Below are 23,251 nucleotides of genomic sequence, written 5' to 3'. Positions count from 1 at the left end.
CTTGGCAAATTGATTGATGTCAGCCGCAGTCCACCCTGCTTCGCTTAGGCTCAATCGGCCGCCCCAGAAAGCCAACCAATCTTCCCGACACAAAGATGGCTCTCAGCTCACTCAGTCGTCTGGGGCTGTCATTATACGCGGTTTTGCCTCACCGAGTTCCACTGCGACTTGGCCCCATTACAACCAGCACGCCAAGGTGAACTACGTTTCTAAATCGTCAGGATTTTGCTGCTGATTCTGCTGAAAATAGATCGGATTGGCTTGCTCGTGACGGAAAGTACCGACAGAGTCATCGGTGGCTTTTTGGGTCATCAACCACGCGACGATATCAGCAATTTGTTGAGCCGACATCATTTTTCCATAACCCGCAGGCATGGGAGAAATCTCCGTGCCAACTCGCTCTTCAATGTTAGCCTTGTCGATTGCCACGAGCTCTCCATCCGCCCCTACCAGCTTAAGTGACCGTTGAGTTTCTTGAATAACAGCGCCCGAGAACAGGCGACCGTCTTCCGTCAGAATTCTCTGCTGGGCAAATCCTTCTGTGATCACCGCACTCGGCTTGAGAATCGACATGATGATGGCATCGGGTGTTTTAGCTCGATTTCCCAGATCGGACAGATCGGGCGCGAACTTGCGACCCACGCCCCGCATGGCGTGGCATTTGACGCAACCTGCTCCACGCGGATGCATAAATAATTCTCGACCTCGTTGCAGATCAGCAGTTTCCATGGCTGCCAGAACTTGAGCTTGGGTGGCTGCTTCGCTGCCCGGCAGGAGTAATTTCCGCTGGAATATCAAAAGGTAGTTCCCTCGAGCGCTGTCAGAGCGTTCATTCGTATTTCCTCCGAGCACAATTTCACCGGCCGAATAGGCTTTCCGATACAAACGAAAATTCGCATCATCGTTCTGAACATTCATTCCTGTATCAACAAAACCTTCCGGCTCGTTGATGCGCATCCACCGCAACGGCTCATCACCGCGAGTGTCCACACCTAGGAGAATGTCAAGACGGGCGTCCGTCGTGAATGAAATCCAACGATTTCCGCGCGATCGATCGTCTGCATTGGCACCTCGCAAGAATGGTGCGCCTAGCAGTTCATTGGGCACCTTCGTGAATTTGTAATCGCGGTCCGTGTAAACGCGTTTACCGATTTCAACGCCACGGTAATCCATTTCGTAACGATTCCCACTCGGCGTCGAAATATCGGAAATAAAGCGACGGCCGAAGTATTCCGGCGCAGGCTGAATCTGGTAATCGGCTTTTACCACCCGTCCGACCAAATTATCTTCCTCTAACAAGGCAACCGTCAGCGTCATGCTTCGGTCAATCGTAAGTGGCTTCGAGTACGATTCGGAGGTTTTCGTGGGAACGGATCCATCAAGCGTAAATGCAATGCGATGATCAGGAATCGTCGTCTTCACTTCGACGACGACAGGTTCGCTATAGCGACCCGGTTCAGGTGAGAGTGAGAGAAATGGCTTTGCTCCACCCGTTTCTATCAACCACTGTTCTGCAATCGTTGCCACTCGCCTATCGCGATCCCGACGAAACAATTCGACTTCGTCAGGGGCGAGCACATCATCGGCAAGCAATCCGAGTAACAAACCCAACCTGGCACTCCCTTGCTCCCGGTCAAGTAGCATCCGGCGTTCCTCAAGTGTCAGCAGCTCTCGCAACGTATTCCACGTGGCATAAAACGCGATTCGTTCGGATTCATGATTCAAATGATCAAGTAACTTTTCCGCAAGCACACGAATCCTAGCCTGCCCGATTGCCTGGACCGCTTCAAAACGCAGACGAGGCTCTGACGATGCTAACGACTCAGCAAACAGGCCTGCGACCTCTTCCGATGATCGGGTTTTCTCTTGAAACGCGAGCGCTCGAATGGTCTGAATTTTTCGATTGAGGCCCGCATGCTCGAAAAGTCTGGCAGGCAATTTACCGGCTCGTGCCAGAGTCCAGATCGCCCATGTCTGTTGAGCTCGCGTCATTGACGGGGGATTTTCGAGCTTACGGAGCAGAAACTCCGCGGAAGCTTTGCGACAGAGCAACTCGTTTTGAGCATTGACTCGCCACGCGGCTACGGGACTGCCTAGATCGATAAATAATTGGTCAAGAGACCAATCGTTGATCGGCATAGCGCGTCGTTTTGGACTCCATGACTCCAGCGAATTCCCCTCATAGCGAATGCGATAAACTCGGCCCACATTGGCTTGTTTTCCGTCTTCAAGTTTGACGCCATATTCATGCCCCCAACTCAGAATGTAGAGACAGCCGTCGGGACCCACTTCCATATCGGTGGGATCAAAGGCGCGGCCATCACTTTTCGGCATCGTCCGCCCTCCTCCAGCATGAGCAAAGACCTCAAGCACCTCCGAATCAGAGACCATCAAGGCACCATCCCATTGAGGGCGAAAGGCCAGCACTTCACGTCGCAACCAGTCACCAACAAAAAAGAGATCGCGATACTTGGGCGGAAACTGCTTGGCGTAATAGTAGCTAACTCCCGTTCCGGATCCTTCAAAAGTTGGCCCACTGATCGGAACCGTAGGCAAGTGATCCTTGCCGGTCCAACTGTAGGTCCACGGATGCCCCCAGCCAAAGTGCGCTCCGTAGAATGGCATGAAGATTCGATCACCGGTCGACTGATCGTTGTCGGTACCCAACCAATTGAACGCATCATCAAACGCGATATCCCAAGGATTGCGGAAACCGCGGGCAACAATTTCAAGAGCTCGGCCCGATACCCGACCGTCCCGATAAGGATCGCACCGCAAAACCCCACCTTGCTGTCCCCAATCATCCGACGGCTTGTGATATTTGCGTTGGTAACCAGACAGGTCAGTCGTCTCGATTGGCAAGTAGTCAGGAGCGCCGTTTGGCGAGGCAAGCCCCCATAAATCGCGAAACGCTCTCGGAGCTAACTGGTCCCCCTGGTTGTATCCCTTCGAATTGCCCTTCGACATGTACAAGCGACCATCGGGCCCAAAATTCAAACCATGCAAACCATGCTCCAAGTTTCCTAAGTCGGTGTAAACGCGAACATACTCGTCAGCTTTATCGTCGCCATCAAGGTCGCGAACGACTGTTAAATCCGGAGCATTGGCAACCCAAAGGTCACGTCCATGCCAAGCAAGTCCCTGAATCGAGTTGAAGCCTTCGGCAAAGGTCTTGCGACGATCGGCAACCCCATCACCATTCTCATCAATCAGGATGTCAACTCGATCACCCGGAGTGTCTGGCTTGGGCTTTCGATATTGCGGACCCTGTCCAACACAAATGCGTCCGAAGCGATCAAACGCCATCACGCAGGGATTGCTCACCATGGGTTCGCGCGCGATCACATCAACCGCAAATCCCTTCGGCAGAAGAGGGAGATCGTTATCCGCGTGGCTCCTTCCGGAGCCACCAACATAGCTGCCAACCAACAGCGTTAGCAAAACTAGACGGATTTTCATTACGTGTTGCTCCTGAGATCCGCCACTGACATTCCTTCGACCAATCGTGGCTGCACCCAAATCGTCACAGGCGGCGGTGAAGGATGAGCTAATCGCCAGATCAACTGCTCCACAGCCTGTTGACCAATTTGCTCGGCGCAAATATCGATTGTGGTCACTTCCGGATAGAGTCCCGTCAGTAACGGCAGTTCGTTGTTGCAAGAAATTAAACTCAAATCTTTGCCTACCTGAAGACCTCGACGACCACAGGCGCGATAGACCATCGCAGAAATACAATCTGCCGGGCAGAAAACTGCGGTGGGCCTGTTCGGATGCTCGAGTAACTTGCCGACAAGATCGTCCACTAACGCGACATCAGCCACTGGCCGGCTGGGGAAATTCGCAGCTGACTGGTCACCCAAGACCATTTCAACGATCGCCCCATGTTGCGTGGCATACCCAGCAAAACTGGCGCATCGTTGACCATGTGCAACATGAATCGGTTTCGGATCGAGAATTGCGATCCGTCGATGCCCCTTGTTGAGCAAGTGTTCGGCTGCTATTCGCCCAACATCAGCGTCATTTGCTTCCACCGCATCGCCCCAATCGGCACCCTGCGGTCGTCCCAAAAACCATGCTGTCGGAATCTGACGAAGCCGGTCGATGAGTTTCTCGTCAGCCGACTCAACCAGATTGCCTTGCAACGCACTCTTGGCCAATAAACCATGGAGGTTTCGCGCGGCGATCACTTTTGGAACTTCATCAACGCATGGCAAATCGGAGAGCAAAACATTCGCTCCCACACCCGAAAGAGCCGACTCGGCACCATGAATGCCACAGGCGACCGACGGCAAGCTCGCCAAAGATCGGTCCATCCCCAGCAACAGCATCGCGATATTCTTACGAGCCAGACGCTGGCCTGCGGCGATCGTCTTGCGTTTCCGAAGCCGCGAATAGCCTAACTGCTCAACCGCTTTCATCACGCGCGCGGTTGTTTCCTTTGTGACATTCGGCTCACCGCTGAGGACGCGACTGACAGTTCCGATCGATACGTCAGCAGATCGAGCGACATCTTTCACCGTTGCCGGCATGGCCCTCTTCCCTGTCTTCGCTTGAGTGATTGACGAACGTCGCCTATGCTATTTCATTGAAACAACGATTATACCCATTTAAAACAGGAATTCCACGGCGAAAACGCGCCTCCAGGAGAATTGCCCAGATGGCCAAAGTGCTGCTTGTCATTGGTGATGCGGCCGAGGTAATCGACACCATGGTCCCCCTCTATCGCCTCGCGGAAGACCACGACGTGATCAAGGCAGCACCTGAGGTACGCAAATATCATTTAGTACAACATCATCACGACCCGGGCTGGGACGTAACCATCGAAACCCCGGGTTACCAGCTTGATTCGGATATTGCTTTTCGCGATGTCAATCCGGATGATTTTGACGCAATGGTTCTTCCCGGAGGTCGAGCGCCTGAGTTCTTACGTTACGATCAAGATCTGATCCGGATTACAAAACACTTCTTTGAGCGTGAGAAGCTAGTCGCTTCGATATGTCATGGCATCGAAATACTGGCAGCCGCCGACGTGATTCGCGGACGCAAAGTGACAACGATTCCCCGCTGCCGATACGATGCGGAATTTTCTGGCGCGACTTATGTCGAAGAGGGTTTGGTCATCGACGGCAATTTGTATTGCTGTCGATTCAAGCGAGAATGTTCGGCATGGATGAAAGCCGTATCCCAGGCACTCGCCCAGCTCTAGCGACCTCATGCCACCCACTAATGGCGAATTCTCCAGCGCGACATTCGACTTGCTTGACTTCATGGTGACTCCGCCCATGCGGATCGAGGATGTATTCACCAACGGCTTTGCATAGCGATCGTCTTTGAATCGAGTTACAATAAGAACCGTTTTGCTTAATTGACAAACGATCTTTTCATCACGAAACAATCATGAACATCCGGTCTTTTCTTGTCCTGTTTTTAGGCTTTGTCTCTCTGAACCATTGGACAACTGTGGCATCTGCACAGCGTGCGGGGAGCATCATTCCTGATGTTGTTGATGGTCACAAAGATGGCCTCGCAATGACAATGGACCTCTACGCGCCTGAGAAGAAAAATGGAGCTGCAATCGTTTTCATCGTCAGTGGCGGTTGGGTTTCACGTTGGGCACCTCCGGAATCACTCCAGTGGATGTTTGCTCCTTATCTCGCCAAAGGTTACACCGGATTTGCCGTTCGCCAAGGGAGCAGTCCAAAGTACGGAATACCGGATGCGGTGGCCGAGGTCCGTCGGGCCATTCGCTTCATTCGGCACCGAGCACGCGTTGATGGCATTGATCCAGAGCGAATCGGCGTCATGGGCATGAGTGCGGGCGGACATCTCTCGCTCATGTTGGCGACCAGAGCCGATGAGGGTGATCCAACGGCAAGCGATCGTATCTTACGTGAGAGCAGTCGAGTGCAGACGGTCGTCGCTTTCGTGCCGCCCACTGACCTCACCGTCGCCGTTTGGTCAGCCGAGGAATCGCTGCCTGCCTACAAGGGTTTTCCCGCCTTGGATTTACCCATTGAGGAGGCGGCAAAATACTCCCCCAAACTTCACGTCACGAAAGATGACGCTCCAGCGTTAGTGATCTTCGGAACCAAAGATAAGCTTGATCCTCCTCGCCACGGGAAATGAATCGCAAAGGAATATAAAAAAGCGGGCTTCGAACATCAACTCCTGTTGCTCGAAGCGGATCATGGACTACAGAGAAAGCAGCCAGAAGCATTTCAGGCAACCATAAGATGGTTTGATCGGCAGCTCACGATACAGTCAGATTGAAATATGGGATTGATTCGACAAGCCAAAGAAAACCTACAAAACCCCGGAGCGGTACCGACGGCGATTTCAAAATTCCCTCCAACCAAATTCCTTCCACTGACGTTAGTTTGGCAACCAAGCAATCATGATTAACCGACGCAAATTTCTCCGCCGCAGTGCGGCTTGTACAACCGCCATTGCCAGTACTAGCAGCGCGACGCAAGCTCATGCGGCAAATCAGCAGCGTGAAGTGGGCTACGGTTATCGCCTCCCCGACTTCGCTCCAGAGAGTCGCGTGTTGTTCATCGGCGACTCGATCACTGACATGAACTGGGGACGCAATGAAAAGGACCGCAATCACTACCTCGGCCACAGTTACGTTTACCTAATCGGCGCGCGGCTTGGCGTCGACATGGCAGAGGCAAAACTTGAATTCTTCAACCGCGGCCACAGTGGCAATCGACTCACGGACCTCAAAAACCGTTGGCAAAAAGATGTCATTGAGATGAAGCCGGATTTACTGAGCGTATTGATCGGCGTGAATGACCGCAAAGTCAAGGATCCAGAAAATTTCAACATCCGCCAATGGGAAGAGGATTACAGCCAACTTCTCAGCCGTAGTCACGACGCCAATGAACAGCTACGGCTTGTGTTAATCGAACCATTCGTGCTTCAATCAGGATGGTACATGACAAAAGGCGGCGAATGGGATGTAAGCCGCGCCCAGATCGATCAAATGCGTGGGGTCGTCACCAAGTTGGCGAAGAAATTCAATGCGGTCCATGTCCCCATGCAAGAAGTATTCGACAACGCGACCAAATCGGTATCCCCCGATCAGTGGATCTGGGATGGCGTGCATCCTTTACCACAAGGACACGAGCTGATCGCGAGAAATTGGCTCGACAAGACAAGTGCCCGCTGGAGTTGAATTCGCGTCTCCTGCAACGCCTCACAAATCCCGCTCTCGTTGACGAATCAATCTTTGCACATCGGAAAAATTCACACACAGACTGGCAACAACCATGGCAAGCAAAGCCCAATCGACTCAACGACAACAGAGTCATTTGCTGCACTCTTGCATGATCTTCAAGAGGATTGGCGCGACTCGATCAGCCGGTTGAAAGCATCATTTCGAACCTTCCACTCTTGCTTCGCCTGCGTCGAGCGACCCGATCGGAATGACTGCCAGCTCGGCACTGTTATTATTCCACAATGAGCGTCCCTTGCCGACTCGTCCGACGTTTGCGCCGTTATTGGAATAGCCGATGTAGAGTTTTCCCTCGTGTTCAATCGCATAAGGATAGGCCAGCGAGGCATCGGGGTGAGATTCCCCTGGTCCTGTGGGAAAATTGGCATCGCGGATTACAAACACTTTCGAAAACTTCATTTCACCCGGCTGAGTCACGGCAATCGTCAAGGGAGATCGCCGCTTCCCGCTGTCAGCCGTCGTCGTTCCGATCAAATAACGTTGCCCCGTACTGAGCGTCCCTGCACACGGCTTGGAGGTTACCATGGGAAGATCCGTCTCGGTCATTGATGTCCAGGTTCGACCATAATCTCCACTTCGAGCAGCGAGTGCGCGTGCCTTTTGTCCATAACGAGCGATGTTTACGACATTAGCGCCATCGACGATGACGGTCGACTCGCCCCACATCGTTCCGAGATGATTACTACGGGGGATCACCACCAGATCCCATTTTTTCAAATCGTCGCCATGACTGATGGCAACAGCAGCGGGCGTCCCATTACCGACTCGCATCCCCGGCATGATCCAGTTACCATCTCCCATTTTCACTGGCTCGGTCATTGGCCAGAAACCGCCTTCGATCACGGTTCCCAGCGATTGCCACTTCCCCGTTAATTCATCCAACAGATAAGCTCGAGTGTGGACACCCTTCAAGATTCCCGAGTAGGCAGCGTGGAATGCCCAAAGCTTTCCCTGGCAGGACAAGAATACGCCGTGGCTAACACCGTGAAGAGCCTTGCCCGCATCCATCGTCCGAACGCGACTCCAATTTCTCCCTTCATCCTCACTGACCATAAAACGCGCTTCCTCGGTATCCGTATTCTCACCGCCCTGATTATGCCCAAACGACGCATAGAGCTTTCCTTGATGCCAAGCTAACGCAACCCCATGTAGAAAACGATAGCCATCTCGATGGAACTCATACGGCTTGATGACAAAAAATTCGGTCCCTTCCACACCAGCCAATTCGGCAACTTTCGGGACAGCATTTGAGTCACCCCAGAGCGAAATCCCATCGATTGCTGGCTCCATCACCTCTATTGTTCGCCCGAAGGAAGTCGGAACCTCATGCGATGTGGACACCGCTCGGTAAGCCGCTGCGAGCTCGCTGGGCACAAGCGGTCGATCAAAGAGTTGCACTTCATCAATCGCTCCAGCAAAGTTTTGCCAAATGCGACCATTGTCATCGACACCGCCAAACGTCAACGGAGCTTTGGTCTGAGGTATTGGCTTTTCAAGTTTTGCCTGCCCCGACAACTCACCATTCACCCACAGCTCAACGTTCTTCGGACGCACTACCACGGCAATCAAATGCCACATCCCTGGTTTTGGCGCGATCGAACAACCAACCGTCAGCCACTGATCCTGCCACACATAAAGCCGAAAAAGGCTGTCGCGATCAATCATCACTCCCCATTGTCGTTCGTCGAGTGAGTAACGATTCTTCGCGGCGATAATCTGCTGTTGATGTCCCAGTCGGTAAGGATTAACCCAAGCAACAAATGTAAATCCATTGTCTCCGCCCGCAAGCCCATCGGAGTCCCTGACTTTTAGCAATGATGAGCCGTCAAGAACGACACTATCCCCTACCACTCCGGAAGCACCTTGAAGATTTCCATACACGTGAAGTCCGCGTAACTTGAACAACTCGAGCGACCACAAATAATCCTCCGCCTGAAGAACAGACGTGAGACAGGTCAAAATCAGCGAACTATGGAACGCAAGGCGAAGCATGAATTGAAATTTCGACGTTTGCTTTCGTTGTTCAGCCCATCGAAAACGACGAGACCATCAGGAGTAACTTCGCTCGTGAATCAGCACTCGATCCAGCCCGCGAAATTACTTACGACACTCGAGATTCTAACAGATCGAGTGAGGCAACGGTCAAAACAGTGACCGTGAAGGGGAAGGCTCTCCGAGATGGAGAACCAGACAAGCAAGATCTCGAGATGCAATCGACTCGTTGCTCGATCATAGGTTTTCAAGCATCCCTTGGAGCGCAAAGACAGCTCATCCTGCACAAGCGAGCAACGATGTTTCCACTCACTCGCCCCTGAGAGACTCGTTGAATCGTCCTTATTTGACAGCTCAAAAGTTCCAAAACCAATTCAAAGACAGAATGTGATTCATACGATCTTCACGCGATCCAGATCGGATAAATTGGTTCAGGTAGCCGACTTCAATTTTTGGTTGGTTTGCCCCATTGAGTCGAAGCCCCAACCCCAGAAAGAGACGATTTTGCAAGAAGCTGTCTGACTGCCCCCAATCCGTTGCGTTAAGGCCAAAAAATCCTTCGTCCCAGGCAACAAAGCTCCCGGGACTTCCTTCGCAGAATGGACGGTTAATCTTACAGAATTGACGAAGTCTCCAACCAGTATCACTGCCCGTTTCCACGAATCGCTGTTCGAGTCGCGTGCGAGAAAACAACGTTTGCCGACCCACTTTTTTCGTCCACATCAGCTGTTGCCAAATCCGATTTTCATCGATGAGAGAATTCCCATTCGCTGGCATCGTATTGATCCAGGCATATCCCAGCCACAGGTTCGTTGTTGGAGTCAATTGATAACCGATACCTGGTCGAAAAATACTTTGGTGAAAGCCATCCGAATCATCAAGGTAACGGAGATGGCCATCAAACCACCATCGCCATCTCGATGATTGCTGATGTCCATCAATCACGCCTTGTGTATTGACCGAAAACCAGGAACCAAAATCGTTCACGGTTTCAGCCCGGCAGAATTGCATCGGCAGTCCTACCAAGCTGCAAAACAAGATCATGACAAAGAGATTCAAACCGCCAGTCTTCATTTTATTGCGCTGAACAAAAAACGTCACCTCTCTGCCTCCAATGCAATCATTACCTCTTTTTTGTCGGATCCCGCTTCGAGGTTTATCGACCAATCGTCGCAGGAAATTTTAAATCTCAACGGTTTTAATCAATTATTAATTTACGCAATCGATCCGATGCAGCTGGCTGCTAGCGTGCTTAGCCTGATCTGTCCCACAGAGTCCCATGTCGATCACCCGCGGCTCCTCCCAAAAAGCAGATCGCACGCTGCGACAAAAGCTGGAAATCCCTCCCCAGAAAGTCACCGATTCAACTCAAGACCAGATCATCCCGGGTCCAGCAGCGAGCGACCATAAAAACAGCAGTCATCAACTCTAAATATCGAATCGGGTCAGTTTTGATAAGACGATAACAGCATTAACTTTGCCAGCTAAAAATCGTGTCATGCGATCGGTCTTACCTGGAAGACGATCTTCCTTCACTTCTGAACAGCGTTCCTTCTCAGCGATGCAACCGCGGGCTTCTTGGTAAGATCGGGCCCTCTTTCAACGGGTGATCTCATGTTTGCAGTCGACGGATACACGCTCGACGGATCCATCAGATCAAACTCTCCGCGCCGCCTCAGTCAGCCACTTAAACATTTCCAATTAAGTGGATAAAACGCAAAATCACATTTCAAAACGACAATCCATCAACAGCAAGTAATCTGCTGGTTGAGACAAGAGATAAAACGGTTCGAGCCGCAACCCGCAATCGACTGAATTCGACTTCTCGCCTCGATCGATTGCCCTAAAAAAGATGAAATCTTGCAAATTCTCGCACATGGTAATCTGCTACAATGGGGAGACTTTAGCGAGAAGTCGATTTGGCTTGAGATCGACAACCTAATGAATCGTTGAAACGTCATCAAACGATTGAGTAAGTCACTGATTCGGTGGATGGTTTGCAATTGCAGCCTTCTCTCAACATTCGATCGGTTAATTTGTGATGAATCGCACCTGCGTTTTCTTTTTGCTGATTCACTGCGGCAGCGCAAACTTCATCGCTGCTGACGAGAGCATTCAATTCTTTGAGAAGTCAGTCCGCCCCTTGCTCGTGAAACGCTGTTATCAGTGTCACAGCGGAGATAAAGCCGGTGGTGGGTTATCGCTAGAAACTCGATCGAGTTGGCAAACAGGTGGCGAGAGCGGCAGTCCCATCGTACCGGGTAGGCCGGAGGCAAGCTTGTTGATCGATGCTATCAATTACGAGGGCCTTGAGATGCCACCTGCCGATGCGGGTGGAAAGCTCACCGATGACGAAATCACCATTCTGACGAAATGGATTCGCATTGGAGCCCCAGATCCGCGCACCGGTAGAGAGCTCGCGGGTCGTATGTCAGTGAGTCAAGCCCACCAATGGTGGGCATTCCGTCCACTGCAAACGGGCGGCACTCAGGACACCAGTATCGATGAGTTGATTACTCAGAAGATTCAAAACATGGGAATTGCTCCATCGCCGGCTGCGGACAAACGCAGCTTGATTCGTCGCGCGACCTACAATCTGACAGGACTTCCCCCAAGTCCAGCGCAAGTCGATAATTTTCTCGCAGACGACTCCCCGGATGCTTTCGATAAAGTGATTGATCGATTATTAAATTCTCCTCAATACGGTGTGCACTGGGGACGACACTGGCTCGACGTCGTTCGCTACGCCGACACAGCTGGCGAAAATACGGATCGGCCTCTGCCTCATGCCTGGAAGTATCGCAACTGGGTATTCGATTCGTTCAATCAGAACCTTCCATTTGACAAGTTTGCTCGCTACCAGATTTGCGGCGACTTACTGGCTGCTGATTCCTCCCATCATGCGAACAACATCATTGCAACAGGCTATCTGGCCATTGCAAGACGGTTCGGTCACGACATCGACAAAGACATTCATTTGATGCACGAAGATGTCATTGATAATTTGGGGAAGAATTTTTTGGCGCTCACCTTAGGTTGTGCGCGCTGCCACGATCATAAATATGACGCCATCTCCTCCACTGATTACTATGCGTTATATGGTGTCTTCGCCAGCACTCGCTTCTCTTTTCCCGGCTGTGAACCGCAAGGAAAACCCCGAGACTTGGTTCCATTGACGACGAGCATCGAAACCAAGCAGTTGCAAAAAGAACATGAAGAAAAGTTGGCCGCATGGAAATCGGCCCATACGATATCCTCCCAACAATCCCAACGCCTCAAAGAATTAGCCTCCGTGGCTGTTTCGATTTTGGGCAAAGGAAAAGTGGCGGAAGGAGCCACGGTATCTCTTCACCAAAACCAGCAAGGGCGGATGGATCGCGTCCCGCTGAACAAGGATGAAGTCCTGCAATTGACGATTCTTCCGAACGGCAATCACGGTGCGGATACCACTCGGATCAAACTTGAAATCGCTGACCTTGACTCTGGCAAGCGTTGGAATGCGGAAGATCTCATTCCTCGATTTTCCCAAAGTGGCGGTCCGATCATCGAAGATCGCGACGCGGCTTGGTGCTTTCTGGACGTACAAGAGGGTCCACAATTCCTGACCGAAAAAAAGGAAAACTTGCAGGGCAAAGTCGGTTTAAACGGCTGGGCACTTAACGGCACTCCATCCTTTGTCGTCAACGCCTCCTCGAAGGCTTATGACGTCTGGACGCGGATTCCTCCCGGCGTCCTCAACATGCATCCGGGACCGCAACGCAATGTGGGACTTGCCTGGATTTGCCCTGACGACGGCGTTTATTCCATTCAAGGGTCAGTCACGGATGGTCACCCGGCCGGATTAGATGGTGTGTCATTTCAATTCGAACGATTCGCATCCGCCGAATTGGGTCAACTGCTGAGAAAGACCGGCGATTTTCATTGCCAAGCTCATCCCCCTCAGCCCTCCCCCCCAATAATTCCAGTCGCTTATGCAGTGACCGACGGCACACCGACGAATGCTCGGCTGCATCGTCGTGGCGACCCCGAACAACCGGGGGAAGAAGTCCCAAGACGCTGGCTAGAATCATTCGGGGGTCGATCGCTGGCCGAAGAAAACGCAAGTGGACGCGAACCAATGGCGGATTTGATCGTGGCAAGTCCATTGTTCGCACGCGTGATTGCCAATCGCATTTGGGGCTGGCATTTTGGACAAGGTATCGTAGCAACGCCGAATGACTTCGGAACACGCGGTGCAAAACCTACCCATCCGCAATTACTGGATTGGCTGGCCAATCAGATTGTGGCACACGATTTCAAGCTGAAATCAATTCACCGCTTGATCATGAAGAGTAAGACTTATCAACGAGCGACAGAAACGACTTCTTCGCAGTTAGCCGCCGACCCCGAGAACCGTTTTCTCAGTCGTTTTGAGCGACGACGACTAAGTGCCGAAGAGATTCGAGACACACTCCTCTTCTTCTCGGGTGACCTTCAACAAGGGTTTGCTGGAAAGCATCCGTTCCCCGCAGAAGGAACGTGGACTTTCACACAACACAATCCATTTAACGCAATCTATGACACAAAACACCGCAGTGCTTTCATGATGGTTCAACGGCAGCGCCGCCATCCCTATCTTGCTTTGTTTGACGGAGCGGATCCGAATTCCAGCACACCGCAACGTGAGGCGACAACCGTACCAACACAAGCGTTGTATTTCCTGAATGCGCCGTTTTTCCACCAACAGTCAGCTCGCTTTGCCAGCACCAATTCTCCCAGCTCAGGTGAGGATCATGATTTCATCGTTGCAACCTTCCGAAAGCTTTACCAACGTAAACCGACGACAGAAGAATTGAAGATAGGCGCCAGTTTTCTCCAAAATTATCTAGGTGAAACAGCAGAAACTCGATCAGCCTATTGCCGCGTTTTGATGGCTGCCAACGAATTCATTTACCTGGACTAACCGGCCGGAGTTTAGAAGATGACCAATCTTGGGCGTCGCCCATTCCTTCGATCTGCCGTAACCGGTTCCATGCTATTACCGGGTTTGGTTCAACAGTTGATGGCTGACACTGGCGATCCGCTTGCACCCAAACAGCCGCACTATCCAGCGCAGGCCAAGAACGTTATTTTTCTGTTCATGACGGGCGGGGTTTCTCATATGGACACCTTCGACCCGAAGCCCGCGTTGACGCGTGACCACGGCAAGGAAATAAAAGCCGACCATCCCGAAATCAAAGATCGGCCAGGATATGAACGAATCTATCTAAAACGCCCTCAATGGGCATTTCAGCCACACGGGGAATCTGGAACTGAGGTCAGCACTCTCTTTCCACACGTTGCGTCCTGTATTGACGATATCACGATGATTCGTTCGATGCACACATCACATTCAAACCATTACAACGCAACATTGGGAATGCACACAGGTTCTTTTGATTTCGCCCGACCTAGCCTCGGCTCATGGGTCAGTTATGGACTGGGGACAGAAAACAGCAACCTGCCTGGCTTCATGGTGATCGCACCTCGGCAAACCTATGCGGGTACGCAAGTTTACGCGAACGATTTCCTGCCAGCCATCCATCAAGGCACACTAGTTATTCCCGGTTCAGAACCCATTGCAAACGTACAGCCCCGAGTCTCCTCAAGCCAACAAAAGATGGAACTCAATGCCATTCAAGCAATGAACCGCGTTCACCTGAAAACTCGACCGTCCGACCCATTCTTGGCAAGCCGAATGCGGACTTTCGAAACGGCATTTGGCATGCAAATGGCAGTACCGGACGTCTTCGATTTTTCGTCCGAATCGACGACCATGCTGAAAGCTTACGGACTTCAACCAGGGCAAACAACTGGCTTTGGTTGGCAATGCTTAGCCGCCCGCCGACTGATCGAACGTGGTGTACGATTTGTGGAACTTATCGACACAGGCTCTTCCGGAAACTGGGATGCACATGGAGATATGATGACCCATGTTGCACTCGCCAAGAATGTCGATCAACCCATCGCAGCATTGATCATGGATTTGAAGCAACGAGGATTACTCGACGAAACACTCGTTGTCTGGACCACCGAGTTTGGACGGACCCCCTTTAACAACACAGCGGAAGCCAAGGGACGGGAGCATCATCCTTGGGCATTTACCAGTTGGCTGGCCGGGGCCGGACTCAAGCCAGGAATCGTCCACGGAGCAACCGACGAATATGGCCTCAATTCAGTGGTTGACCCTGTTCATGTACATGACCTGCACGCGACGATACTGCACTTAATGGGATTCGACCACAAGAAACTTACCTTTCGTCACGCTGCCCGCGACTATCGCCTCACGGACACGGAAGGCAAAATCGTCAAGCAGATTCTCGCTTAAGACACCCCGAAAACCAAATTATCATGAGCAAGCGACCATTGATTCGTTAAATCGTCAGCTCACAGTCGAGTCAACGGGAAGTTGAAAACAACTATTATTCTTGAGGCAAAAACTGTCGTTGCTTCAAGAACTCTTGCATTTGTTGCAATGCTAGGCGGTAGTGATCCGGATCAAAGATAATGTAACCGTGTCGACCACCAGGTTGGGTGACGAGAATGCTTTCGTTTTCCGCGGCCGTAGATCGCTTTTGAAATTCTTCGATCCCAACATAGGGCGTAACTGCATCAGCCGTACCATGAAATATCAATGTGGGAGGTAAGTCACCTCGCACGTTGTGGACAGGGGATAATTCCTGCCAACGCTTCCCTATTTTCTCCTGCCCATAACCGGCGGAAGAAGTGTCGATCACCGGGTACATCAGGATCAGTGCATTCGGTTGCGCCGATCGCCCAGTGTCATCCGTGGCCGCATTAACTTGCTTAAACAGCGCGGTTGAGACAGCCAAGTGCCCGCCCGCAGATCCGCCCATTGCCACAATTTCCTTCGGATTAACTCCCAGTTCCTCAGCATGCTGACGAATCCAACGCACCGCACTGCGTGCATCTTGAACACAGTCAAACACTGTCGTTTCATCCGTCTTATTTCGCAAGCGATACTCAAGGCTGATTCCAATCATGCCTAACTTGGCAAAGTGTGCCGCAAACGGGTAGAAACTCTCAGCATTCCCCCCCGTCCATCCACCACCATGAATCGCCAGGAAGGCGGATCGATGGTCGCTCGACTGATGCCCGTCGGGCTCGAAGATGTGCAAGTGTAAATCCCGATCCTCCACGGTCTTGTAGACTACCGATCGAGTCGGCTTAAGAGCAGCAGCCGCAGAATCTAGCACGGAAATGGGTGGACCTTCCGGTGCAGCAATCATATCGACCGCAAGAGTTCGATCCGGGAATCCGGTGCCTCGAATCTTTGCCTTTGACGCAGCTGGCGGACGTTGCGGATCGTAATAATGCGGCCTGATCTTATTTAACTCCGTACTCGCGTCCGCATCGGAAACATAATAAGTTGCCTTGGCGAGATGTCGCAAATTCGAGCCGGCAGGCTTGAGCAGGCGAATCATCTGCTGAAAGATTGAATGCGTCTGTTCTGCCCCGTTACTAGCCTCGTTGGCAATCAGCCCCGAGACATAGATGCGACGATCACCATGAATTCGTGCCACGCGACTGAAGATGGGAGAGGCCTTGGTACCTGGAGGCGTGTAATAGCTAATCGTTTCGGAGGTCTTCGTTGACGGAGCCGCCACAATCGTTTCAATCTCAATCGGTTTCGAACCACCTTGCAACCATTCGACATGAGACACAGCTGGTATGATTTTCTCGTCGAAAATCGCTCGGATCTCCTGATCGACAACGTCGACTTGCGACATTGGATTCAAAAAACATTTCAACTGGACGATGCCGGATCGGTCAAGATTCATGCCTTCCAGTATGTCAAGAATACCTTCGAGTGTGACTCGGGTGGCCGTCGCCAGATCGCCTGGATCCGCCTTCCCGGAAACATAGACAACATCGCCCTGGGGAAGAATACTCACTCGAGTCCGATCTCCCGATGCTTGCTTTTGTCCACCTTCGGCAGAAAGGTGAACCACCTTTCCAGGTTTTTCAACATGTCTGGCGACAAAGACGGCATCGAGCCCAAATTTCCGATCTTGTGGCAACGAAGTTGCCACAATTGAGACGGCAGGTTTCGACTTATCCGAACACCAAGAGGCCAAAAATTGCATGGCTGCCTTCCGTACGTTTGAATCCGCAACATAGAGATTCAACTTAACGAGATCGGCGTGTGTAGAACGAACATCCGCCAACGCAACGGACAGCTGTTCAAATACGTCTTGAAACTCCTGTTGAAGCGAATTGTGCTGACCTTCGCCGGCGACAAACTGTGCGGTATGGGCGAGAGCAGCATGGTCTACCAGAACAGCTGCTCCCATGAACTCTGTGCCATACCTTTGAATACGCGGCTTGGGCTTGGCGGCCCAATTCACTTTCGCCACCCAGATCCGGTTGTTCGCTCCACGTTCGACGATCGGTGCCGAATCTTGATAATTCGGCCCCGGCCCTTGCATCCACTCGGCCACCGTCACCCAGGTTTGGTTTTCACTAATTTCTGTGATACCGAAGTTGCCAAGCCTAGCCCCCATTTCCGGAATGAGAATCTGTTCCGTCGCGCGAATAACATGGAGCTTCTCCGGATCAACTTTGGCAACAAACAGGGGAGCACGGTGCCGAAAGACGTGATCATTGTCGGCGTTACGTCGCGTGTAGACCAACCACAACCCATGCTGAGGATGCCGCATCCAATGCTGCTGTGTGTTGTAATTCCCAAGATCTTCTCCATCGTCGAAGATCCACTTCTTGGGCTGAGAAAATTTCAATGAACCGCTTCCTTCACTGACCGCAACATAACCATGATCATCGTTCCGCATCGTCAGAAACCAACGGCCATCAAGCTCGGTCAAAGACGGTTCGTAGAGCCCCCTTTTCACCGGAGCCGTCAATTCATTGCCGTGTTCAACGTATCGAAGCGTTTCCCCATCAAACTCGCAGCGAAGCACGGTTGTTGAATACTGCGTTTTTCCTATTTCCTTAAAATAAATCGGCAGCAAGATATCGCCGTTTTCCAGATCCAGCCGTTGCACACTGCCCGCACCCGCATTACTAAATTTCATGTCGCTGGGCATTTCCAGGATTTTCCATTGCGGCCAAACTGATCGCTCCGGATCATAGACCGAATAGGCTGTCGCTCGGGGTCGCAGATGACGGACTCGGTTGTTCTCGTAGACCACCGTGTGACCGATCCCCAGCAATTTGCCTGTGTTGGCATGCCATTTTGGCGTGAAATCACAAACCGTGATCTCCAGGTCTTGGCGTCCGTCGAACTCGAAACGATTTCGACCAAAAGCCAGTTGCTCGACAGGAAGGGTCCAACTCTTGGCCCCGTCCGTGGTACACATTTGGTTCAATGCGTAAAAAATATCCGAGCCAGAAAGCTGGAGTTTTTGGAGTGTCATCACAACCGTTGGGACAGATTGCTCGGAGGTCGCAGGCATGGACCCTGCTCGAGCGTGCACCCAACAAAACTTTCCTGCAAACCCCTGAGTAGCGATCGCACGTTCGATCTTGAAGGGAAGCTTCGTCTGCTGGGCAGCGAGATCACATGCGAAGATGAGTGAAAGAACAATGAGCACCAAGGCAGGAACTCGCTTCATGATCAGACATACTCCTATTTTTTCTCGTTCGGTATCACGTCCCATCAACGGCACGCTTCGCCATCTCGATGACAATCAAGCAGCTACTACGCACATCTCTGTCATGCCAACCCATGGAACGCAGAAACCTGATCATAACTTCTTCCTCAGTTCGACACGAACCGAAAACGCCTGTTTCCGGACGAATCCAACTCGTCACTCCCGCCTGCATTCGGCAACTGACTTCCCAGGTTCGCACGCATCGACTCAATCACCCAGCGCCGTTTCCATGAGACGACACCTCATCCCCCTTTCCGACGAATTCGTTTGACGGTTCCTCCAACGGAGCTTCTTTCTTACGGAGATTTTTCCGGGAGAAATCTCAGATAGGTCAAGGTTCGCCAAACATATTCGCAAGGGCCAAAGCGAAAACGGGCCATCCAAAAACGGGAGAACAGTATTTGGATTAGCCAAATCCCAAATACGATTATCAACTGCAAAAAACGGCTAACGGAACCGTAGAGCGCAAAGCCATGTCCGTAAAACAGCGTGGTGCAAATCAAAGTCTGTGCGAGATAGTTCGTCAGTGCCATCCGGCCAACAGGAGCCAACCAAGTAACCAGGCATCTCCTAAGATCAGTTCGCATCAGAAGTTGAAAAAGACTGATATAGCCCAAGGCGATCAACACGCTACCCACATAATTTGGCATCGTCCCAGCAAACATTGAGTAATCCATCCGCCATCCAGCCTCCCGATTAAGCTGAACCCCATAGACAACCAGTGGCAATCCCATCACCAGACCTGAGAAAAGCACCGTCCAATATGAACGCGCCCTCGAACATCCGCTGAGAAAACCAGTCTTCATGATCGCCATTCCCAGCAGCATTAGTCCGGAGATTCGCCAGCCGATTAGCAAAAGCCCAAGGGTCTGCACTAGTACGGCCACTTCGATACGATAAAAAAATTGAGGCAACCACGGCCCACGATGAATCTCCAACTCCTTGCTGATCTCTTCGACACTAGGAGCCCAAAAATCATTTTGCAACTCGTTGCAATCACTTGGAGTCATGAACTGGATCGACCAGTTGAGAACCAAAGTGATCAACAAACCCGTTAGCAATAAGGCAGCTGATCCGAGTAAGAGCCAACGGACCCGAAGCGGCCACATCCAAAACACAATCGATCCACAAATCGCATAAAGCACAAGAATATCGCCATACCAAAACAGGTACGCATGAATCATTCCAATTCCAAATAACCCCAGCATCCTTCTGTAGTGAACTTGCGCTGCTGAAAGGCCGGCTTGTCGTTGACGATTCGACATCAAGACGATTCCGGCACCAAACAACATCGAAAAGATCGCCATGAACTTTGAATCAGCGAACAAATGACTCACATACCATACGCCCCCCTCAATTCCGGACATGTCTCCCCACGAGTTTGGGTTTCCGTAGGCCGATCCAATCATCGCGAATGACTGGATATTCATAACGAGAATCCCCAGCACGGCAAAACCTCTGAGAACGTCAAGACTGTCGATTCGCGTGGCAGGAGAACTCAAGCTCGCGTCGGCGCACGAGGCAGAACGCACGTGTTCGGAAGGTAATGAGTCCTGACCGCCTTCACTTTGAATCTTATCAGTCATCCCAATCCTTCAAACCTCCAAAACGCCTGCCGTCTTCAGTTGGCTCTCGTCACACGATTCGAGATTTGTAGCCTGGCAATTCAATTCATGGGCAAACGTCGAAATCCGCCTCTACCGGCCGCGTGCGATGCTCGCAGAACAGAGGCGCGTTCGCAAGGGTCGGCTGGAAGCGTCAAAGCTACCGACGGAGGTAAAACCCTCACAAAACGGCAAGCGTTCAAGCCAGCACAGCGATCGGCCAGGTCACGTTCCCCAACCCATTTCTGAGGCAATGATACTTGAATCGCAGCCGCTTGAGGCTTTCAGTTTGCATTGCCCGATGGGTCGCGAATCGATGTTGCCCTTGCCTTGAATAATCTCTTCTGATAGCAGTCCATACCCCATCAGACCATCAAATCTCCCGGAGTTGTCACAATGCGTCAAATCATGCTGTTAATGGTGGCTTGCTCGTTGACTGGACAAGGCCTGAGCGAGATTCGAGCCGAGCCAATCTTTGGGCCGGAGCAACTCAACTTTTCAGGAAACAGCACATTCAGCGATCAGCAGTTGGTCGACGCGTTAGTTGCGAACATTGATTTTCTCATCGCGACCCACCCAAGCTCGGATCCCGGAGAGATATCAAATGTCGTACGACGTTTGTTATCGAAAGGTTACCAACGTGCCGGTTTTCCTGAAGCCAAGATTACCGTGACAATGCCGCCCGACACTCAGTCCGTTAACGTCGAAATCTCCGAAGGCGACCGCTATCGAAACGGTGCTGTGAAAATAGAGGGCGCCGAAAATGTCGGGATCAATCGGCTTCGACAGCGGCTCACCCATCACTACTCAGCACATGACGACTTTCCGAGGATCAACCAGGTTGCCGCGAATGATCTTGCAAAAGATGTGGAACAGACTGACAACGGCGCACAGCTGGAGGAGCCGATCTGGGAACGCGGAGTTCTGACTCGCTTCGACAATCAAGGGCATCTCCAAAAACAAGTCGATGCAGCGCTTCGCGACCTGGGATTTTTAGGCGCTAACTCGAAGGTTGAATTGGTCCCGAACCAAGAGACAAAGAGAACGGAGCTTCGGGTTCGGATCGACTCATCCGATGCGCCCGCCCAAATCGAACAGATCGTGATTGAGGGTCTCATCAGGCACACTCAGCATCAAGTCCTGCAATATCTTGAGGTCGAGTCGGGACAACTGGCAGACAGCAATCTACTTCGGCAAGTCAATCAGCGACTATGGCGTAGCGGTCGGTTCGATAACCTGCAAGTCGCGTTGCACAAGGATGCCGCAAACGCCCCTGTGGTTCTCAAGATTCATGTCCACGAAGTACCCGGAGTCCCGCTACTTGGCGAGCCCTTAAATGCGGAGGCCAAGGCATTCCTTAAGGCTCGACATTGGGTCGCCGAAGCGTTGGAGCGAGGGAAAGATTTGGTCGTTGAACTCGACTCACCCTCGTGGAGCGGTAGCATCGTGCAAAGCCAACACGGACAGCTCGTCCAAATCACGCTCAAATCGGAGAAAGAACCATTCCAGACCGCGTTGCTCATCGATAACGGACAACTGTTGGCCTACCTATCCACTGCCGAGCAAAAGTTCCAGACACGATTCCGAAGCGGGAAACAACAACTACAATTCCATGCGGGAATCAGCGCGGCTCCCGAAATCGATCGACTTTGGGCGATCACGCTGGCGGGTGGCATCAGTAGTAATCGCAAGCCGACGGAACCGAATCTTGCTATCTCGCTTGCCATCAATCCATCGGGATTCTTGCCTTTCGCTTACAAGACGAATTTGGACCATGAGTGGCAAGGCGACCAGCTTATCTCGCGTCGCTCCAACGGTTTGCGACGGGAAGAGACCCGTATTGATCAGCGGACCGGTGAATTCCAAATGCACCTTGCTAACAGTCAGATCATTTTTGAAACAGGTCGCTATCAGCGTGAACTGCAATCGCTTCAACAGCGCACTCGTGCATTGCCCAATGCGGCCGACCCTGAACACCCGGTAAGCTCGTTCGTCCAATACTGTTGCAACCCGAAAAACTTAGACGCGATGAAGGATATTGTTCCACATCCAACGGTTCTTAACGCGCAACGCGCCATTGGAAAGTTAGCAACTGGCGGCGTTCTCGAGCCACTCGATCGGCTCATGACAAATCCCAACACTTCTGCGGTTGCTGCGGAAAACAGATTTCGCATCCCTCACCAACATTCTACGGAAAACACTAACTTGAGCATGGCTCGGCAGTTGTCAGCTCGAGTTCTGGTCAGCGCTGCCAGCAAGTTATTCCCAGCAGACTCCTGGCCACTTCTCGTAGCCCGCGAAACAGGCTTCGTGATGCTGGGACACACTCAGCACACCCATGCCGTCCTGCAGCAAATCTACACCGATGATCAGTACGGGCCCGTGTGTTACGCCATCGTTTCGCAACTGTTGAGCACCGTCCAACCCAAATTGTCAAAACAGTTTGCCTCACGTGGCTTGCAGCAAATGAATGCTGAGGCATTCGCGCGCGACTATCGTGATTTGGCAACTGGGGATTTTGGCAACTGGATGTCGGATACGATTCACGCCTTCCAGACACTCACCTCCACCGAACTCGAGGCGATTACGTCGCTCATCAAGCACGATCAACTGGCTGACCTGGTGCGACAAGTCAACTTGGCTGACGGTCGAGTCTTGGCCGACGAAGATAAAAACAGTAATACCGACGACAATGATGGCTTGCCGTTTGACGCAGTCAAACATGAATTGGCAAGTTGGTTGCGTACCCAAAGACGGTAATGCAATCG

General features: G+C 51.8%; 12 protein-coding genes. 6 read left to right on the top strand and 6 right to left on the bottom strand.

Annotated elements, in window-relative coordinates; genetic code table 11:
* Positions 1-201 precede the first annotated feature (201 nt).
* Complete coding sequence (locus tag P8N76_25810) at positions 202-3,459, bottom strand: chitobiase/beta-hexosaminidase C-terminal domain-containing protein (protein ID MDG2385113.1); 3,258 nt, start codon at positions 3,457-3,459, stop codon at positions 202-204.
* A complete protein-coding gene (locus P8N76_25805; GenBank protein ID MDG2385112.1) occupies positions 3,459-4,529 on the bottom strand; it encodes a LacI family DNA-binding transcriptional regulator in 1,071 nt (356 codons plus the stop codon). The genes P8N76_25810 and P8N76_25805 overlap by 1 nt, the downstream gene beginning before the upstream one ends.
* Before the next feature lie 128 nt (positions 4,530-4,657).
* On the opposite strand from P8N76_25805, the gene P8N76_25800 reads away from it, so the two are divergent.
* The 3 genes from P8N76_25800 to P8N76_25790 all read left to right on the top strand — a co-directional run bounded on the left by P8N76_25800 (position 4,658) and on the right by P8N76_25790 (position 7,177).
* Positions 4,658-5,206, top strand: coding sequence for a DJ-1/PfpI/YhbO family deglycase/protease (locus P8N76_25800; GenBank protein MDG2385111.1), 549 nt, complete (start codon positions 4,658-4,660; stop codon positions 5,204-5,206).
* Positions 5,207-5,397: 191 nt separating this feature from the next.
* The gene (locus P8N76_25795) at positions 5,398-6,126 is read left to right on the top strand and encodes an alpha/beta hydrolase (GenBank protein ID MDG2385110.1); all 729 of its coding nucleotides are present in this window, start codon (positions 5,398-5,400) and stop codon (positions 6,124-6,126) included.
* 268 nt (positions 6,127-6,394) lie between these two features.
* The gene (locus tag P8N76_25790; GenBank protein ID MDG2385109.1) at positions 6,395-7,177 is read left to right on the top strand and encodes an SGNH/GDSL hydrolase family protein; all 783 of its coding nucleotides are present in this window, start codon (positions 6,395-6,397) and stop codon (positions 7,175-7,177) included.
* Between the two features lie 198 nt (positions 7,178-7,375).
* Here the strand turns inward: P8N76_25790 and P8N76_25785 are convergent, their stop codons facing one another.
* Positions 7,376-9,229 (bottom strand): exo-alpha-sialidase, encoded by a 1,854-nt coding sequence (locus tag P8N76_25785; protein ID MDG2385108.1) that lies wholly within the window; start codon positions 9,227-9,229, stop codon positions 7,376-7,378.
* Positions 9,230-9,583: 354 nt separating this feature from the next.
* The gene (locus P8N76_25780; protein MDG2385107.1) at positions 9,584-10,330 is read right to left on the bottom strand and encodes a DUF2490 domain-containing protein; all 747 of its coding nucleotides are present in this window, start codon (positions 10,328-10,330) and stop codon (positions 9,584-9,586) included.
* A 940-nt stretch (positions 10,331-11,270) separates the two neighbouring features.
* Here P8N76_25780 and P8N76_25775 point away from each other — a divergent pair.
* Positions 11,271-14,171, top strand: a complete 2,901-nt coding sequence (locus P8N76_25775; protein ID MDG2385106.1) for a PSD1 and planctomycete cytochrome C domain-containing protein — start codon at positions 11,271-11,273, stop codon at positions 14,169-14,171.
* A gap of 18 nt (positions 14,172-14,189) precedes the next feature.
* On the top strand, positions 14,190-15,575 hold the full coding sequence (locus P8N76_25770; protein ID MDG2385105.1) for a DUF1501 domain-containing protein: 1,386 nt from the start codon (positions 14,190-14,192) through the stop codon (positions 15,573-15,575).
* 94 nt (positions 15,576-15,669) lie between these two features.
* On the opposite strand, the gene P8N76_25765 is transcribed toward P8N76_25770, so the two are convergent.
* Together P8N76_25765 and P8N76_25760 are read right to left on the bottom strand one after the other, a co-directional pair.
* Complete coding sequence (locus P8N76_25765; protein ID MDG2385104.1) at positions 15,670-18,840, bottom strand: Rid family hydrolase; 3,171 nt, start codon at positions 18,838-18,840, stop codon at positions 15,670-15,672.
* Between the two features lie 335 nt (positions 18,841-19,175).
* Positions 19,176-20,465, bottom strand: coding sequence for a DUF418 domain-containing protein (locus tag P8N76_25760; GenBank protein ID MDG2385103.1), 1,290 nt, complete (start codon positions 20,463-20,465; stop codon positions 19,176-19,178).
* A 414-nt stretch (positions 20,466-20,879) separates the two neighbouring features.
* Between P8N76_25760 and P8N76_25755 the strand changes: the two genes are divergently transcribed.
* On the top strand, positions 20,880-23,243 hold the full coding sequence (locus tag P8N76_25755) for a hypothetical protein (protein MDG2385102.1): 2,364 nt from the start codon (positions 20,880-20,882) through the stop codon (positions 23,241-23,243).
* Positions 23,244-23,251: the final 8 nt, after the last annotated feature.

The sequence above is a fragment of the Pirellulaceae bacterium genome (assembly GCA_029243025.1).
Classification (GTDB): Bacteria; Planctomycetota; Planctomycetia; order Pirellulales; family Pirellulaceae.
The sequence above is the reverse complement of the archived record's forward strand: the minus strand, read 5'-3'. Positions and strand labels throughout refer to the sequence as shown.

Bases quoted from the DNA above. Each gene is read 5' to 3' on its own strand.
- P8N76_25810 (MDG2385113.1), bottom strand. From the start codon at position 3,459: ATGAAAATCCGTCTAGTTTTGCTAACGCTGTTGGTTGGCAGCTATGTT.
- P8N76_25805 (MDG2385112.1), bottom strand. From the start codon at position 4,529: ATGCCGGCAACGGTGAAAGATGTCGCTCGATCTGCTGACGTATCGATC.
- P8N76_25800 (MDG2385111.1), top strand. From the start codon at position 4,658: ATGGCCAAAGTGCTGCTTGTCATTGGTGATGCGGCCGAGGTAATCGAC.
- P8N76_25795 (MDG2385110.1), top strand. From the start codon at position 5,398: ATGAACATCCGGTCTTTTCTTGTCCTGTTTTTAGGCTTTGTCTCTCTG.
- P8N76_25790 (MDG2385109.1), top strand. From the start codon at position 6,395: ATGATTAACCGACGCAAATTTCTCCGCCGCAGTGCGGCTTGTACAACC.
- P8N76_25785 (MDG2385108.1), bottom strand. From the start codon at position 9,229: ATGCTTCGCCTTGCGTTCCATAGTTCGCTGATTTTGACCTGTCTCACG.
- P8N76_25775 (MDG2385106.1), top strand. From the start codon at position 11,271: ATGAATCGCACCTGCGTTTTCTTTTTGCTGATTCACTGCGGCAGCGCA.
- P8N76_25770 (MDG2385105.1), top strand. From the start codon at position 14,190: ATGACCAATCTTGGGCGTCGCCCATTCCTTCGATCTGCCGTAACCGGT.
- P8N76_25765 (MDG2385104.1), bottom strand. From the start codon at position 18,840: ATGAAGCGAGTTCCTGCCTTGGTGCTCATTGTTCTTTCACTCATCTTC.
- P8N76_25760 (MDG2385103.1), bottom strand. From the start codon at position 20,465: ATGACTGATAAGATTCAAAGTGAAGGCGGTCAGGACTCATTACCTTCC.
- P8N76_25755 (MDG2385102.1), top strand. From the start codon at position 20,880: ATGCGTCAAATCATGCTGTTAATGGTGGCTTGCTCGTTGACTGGACAA.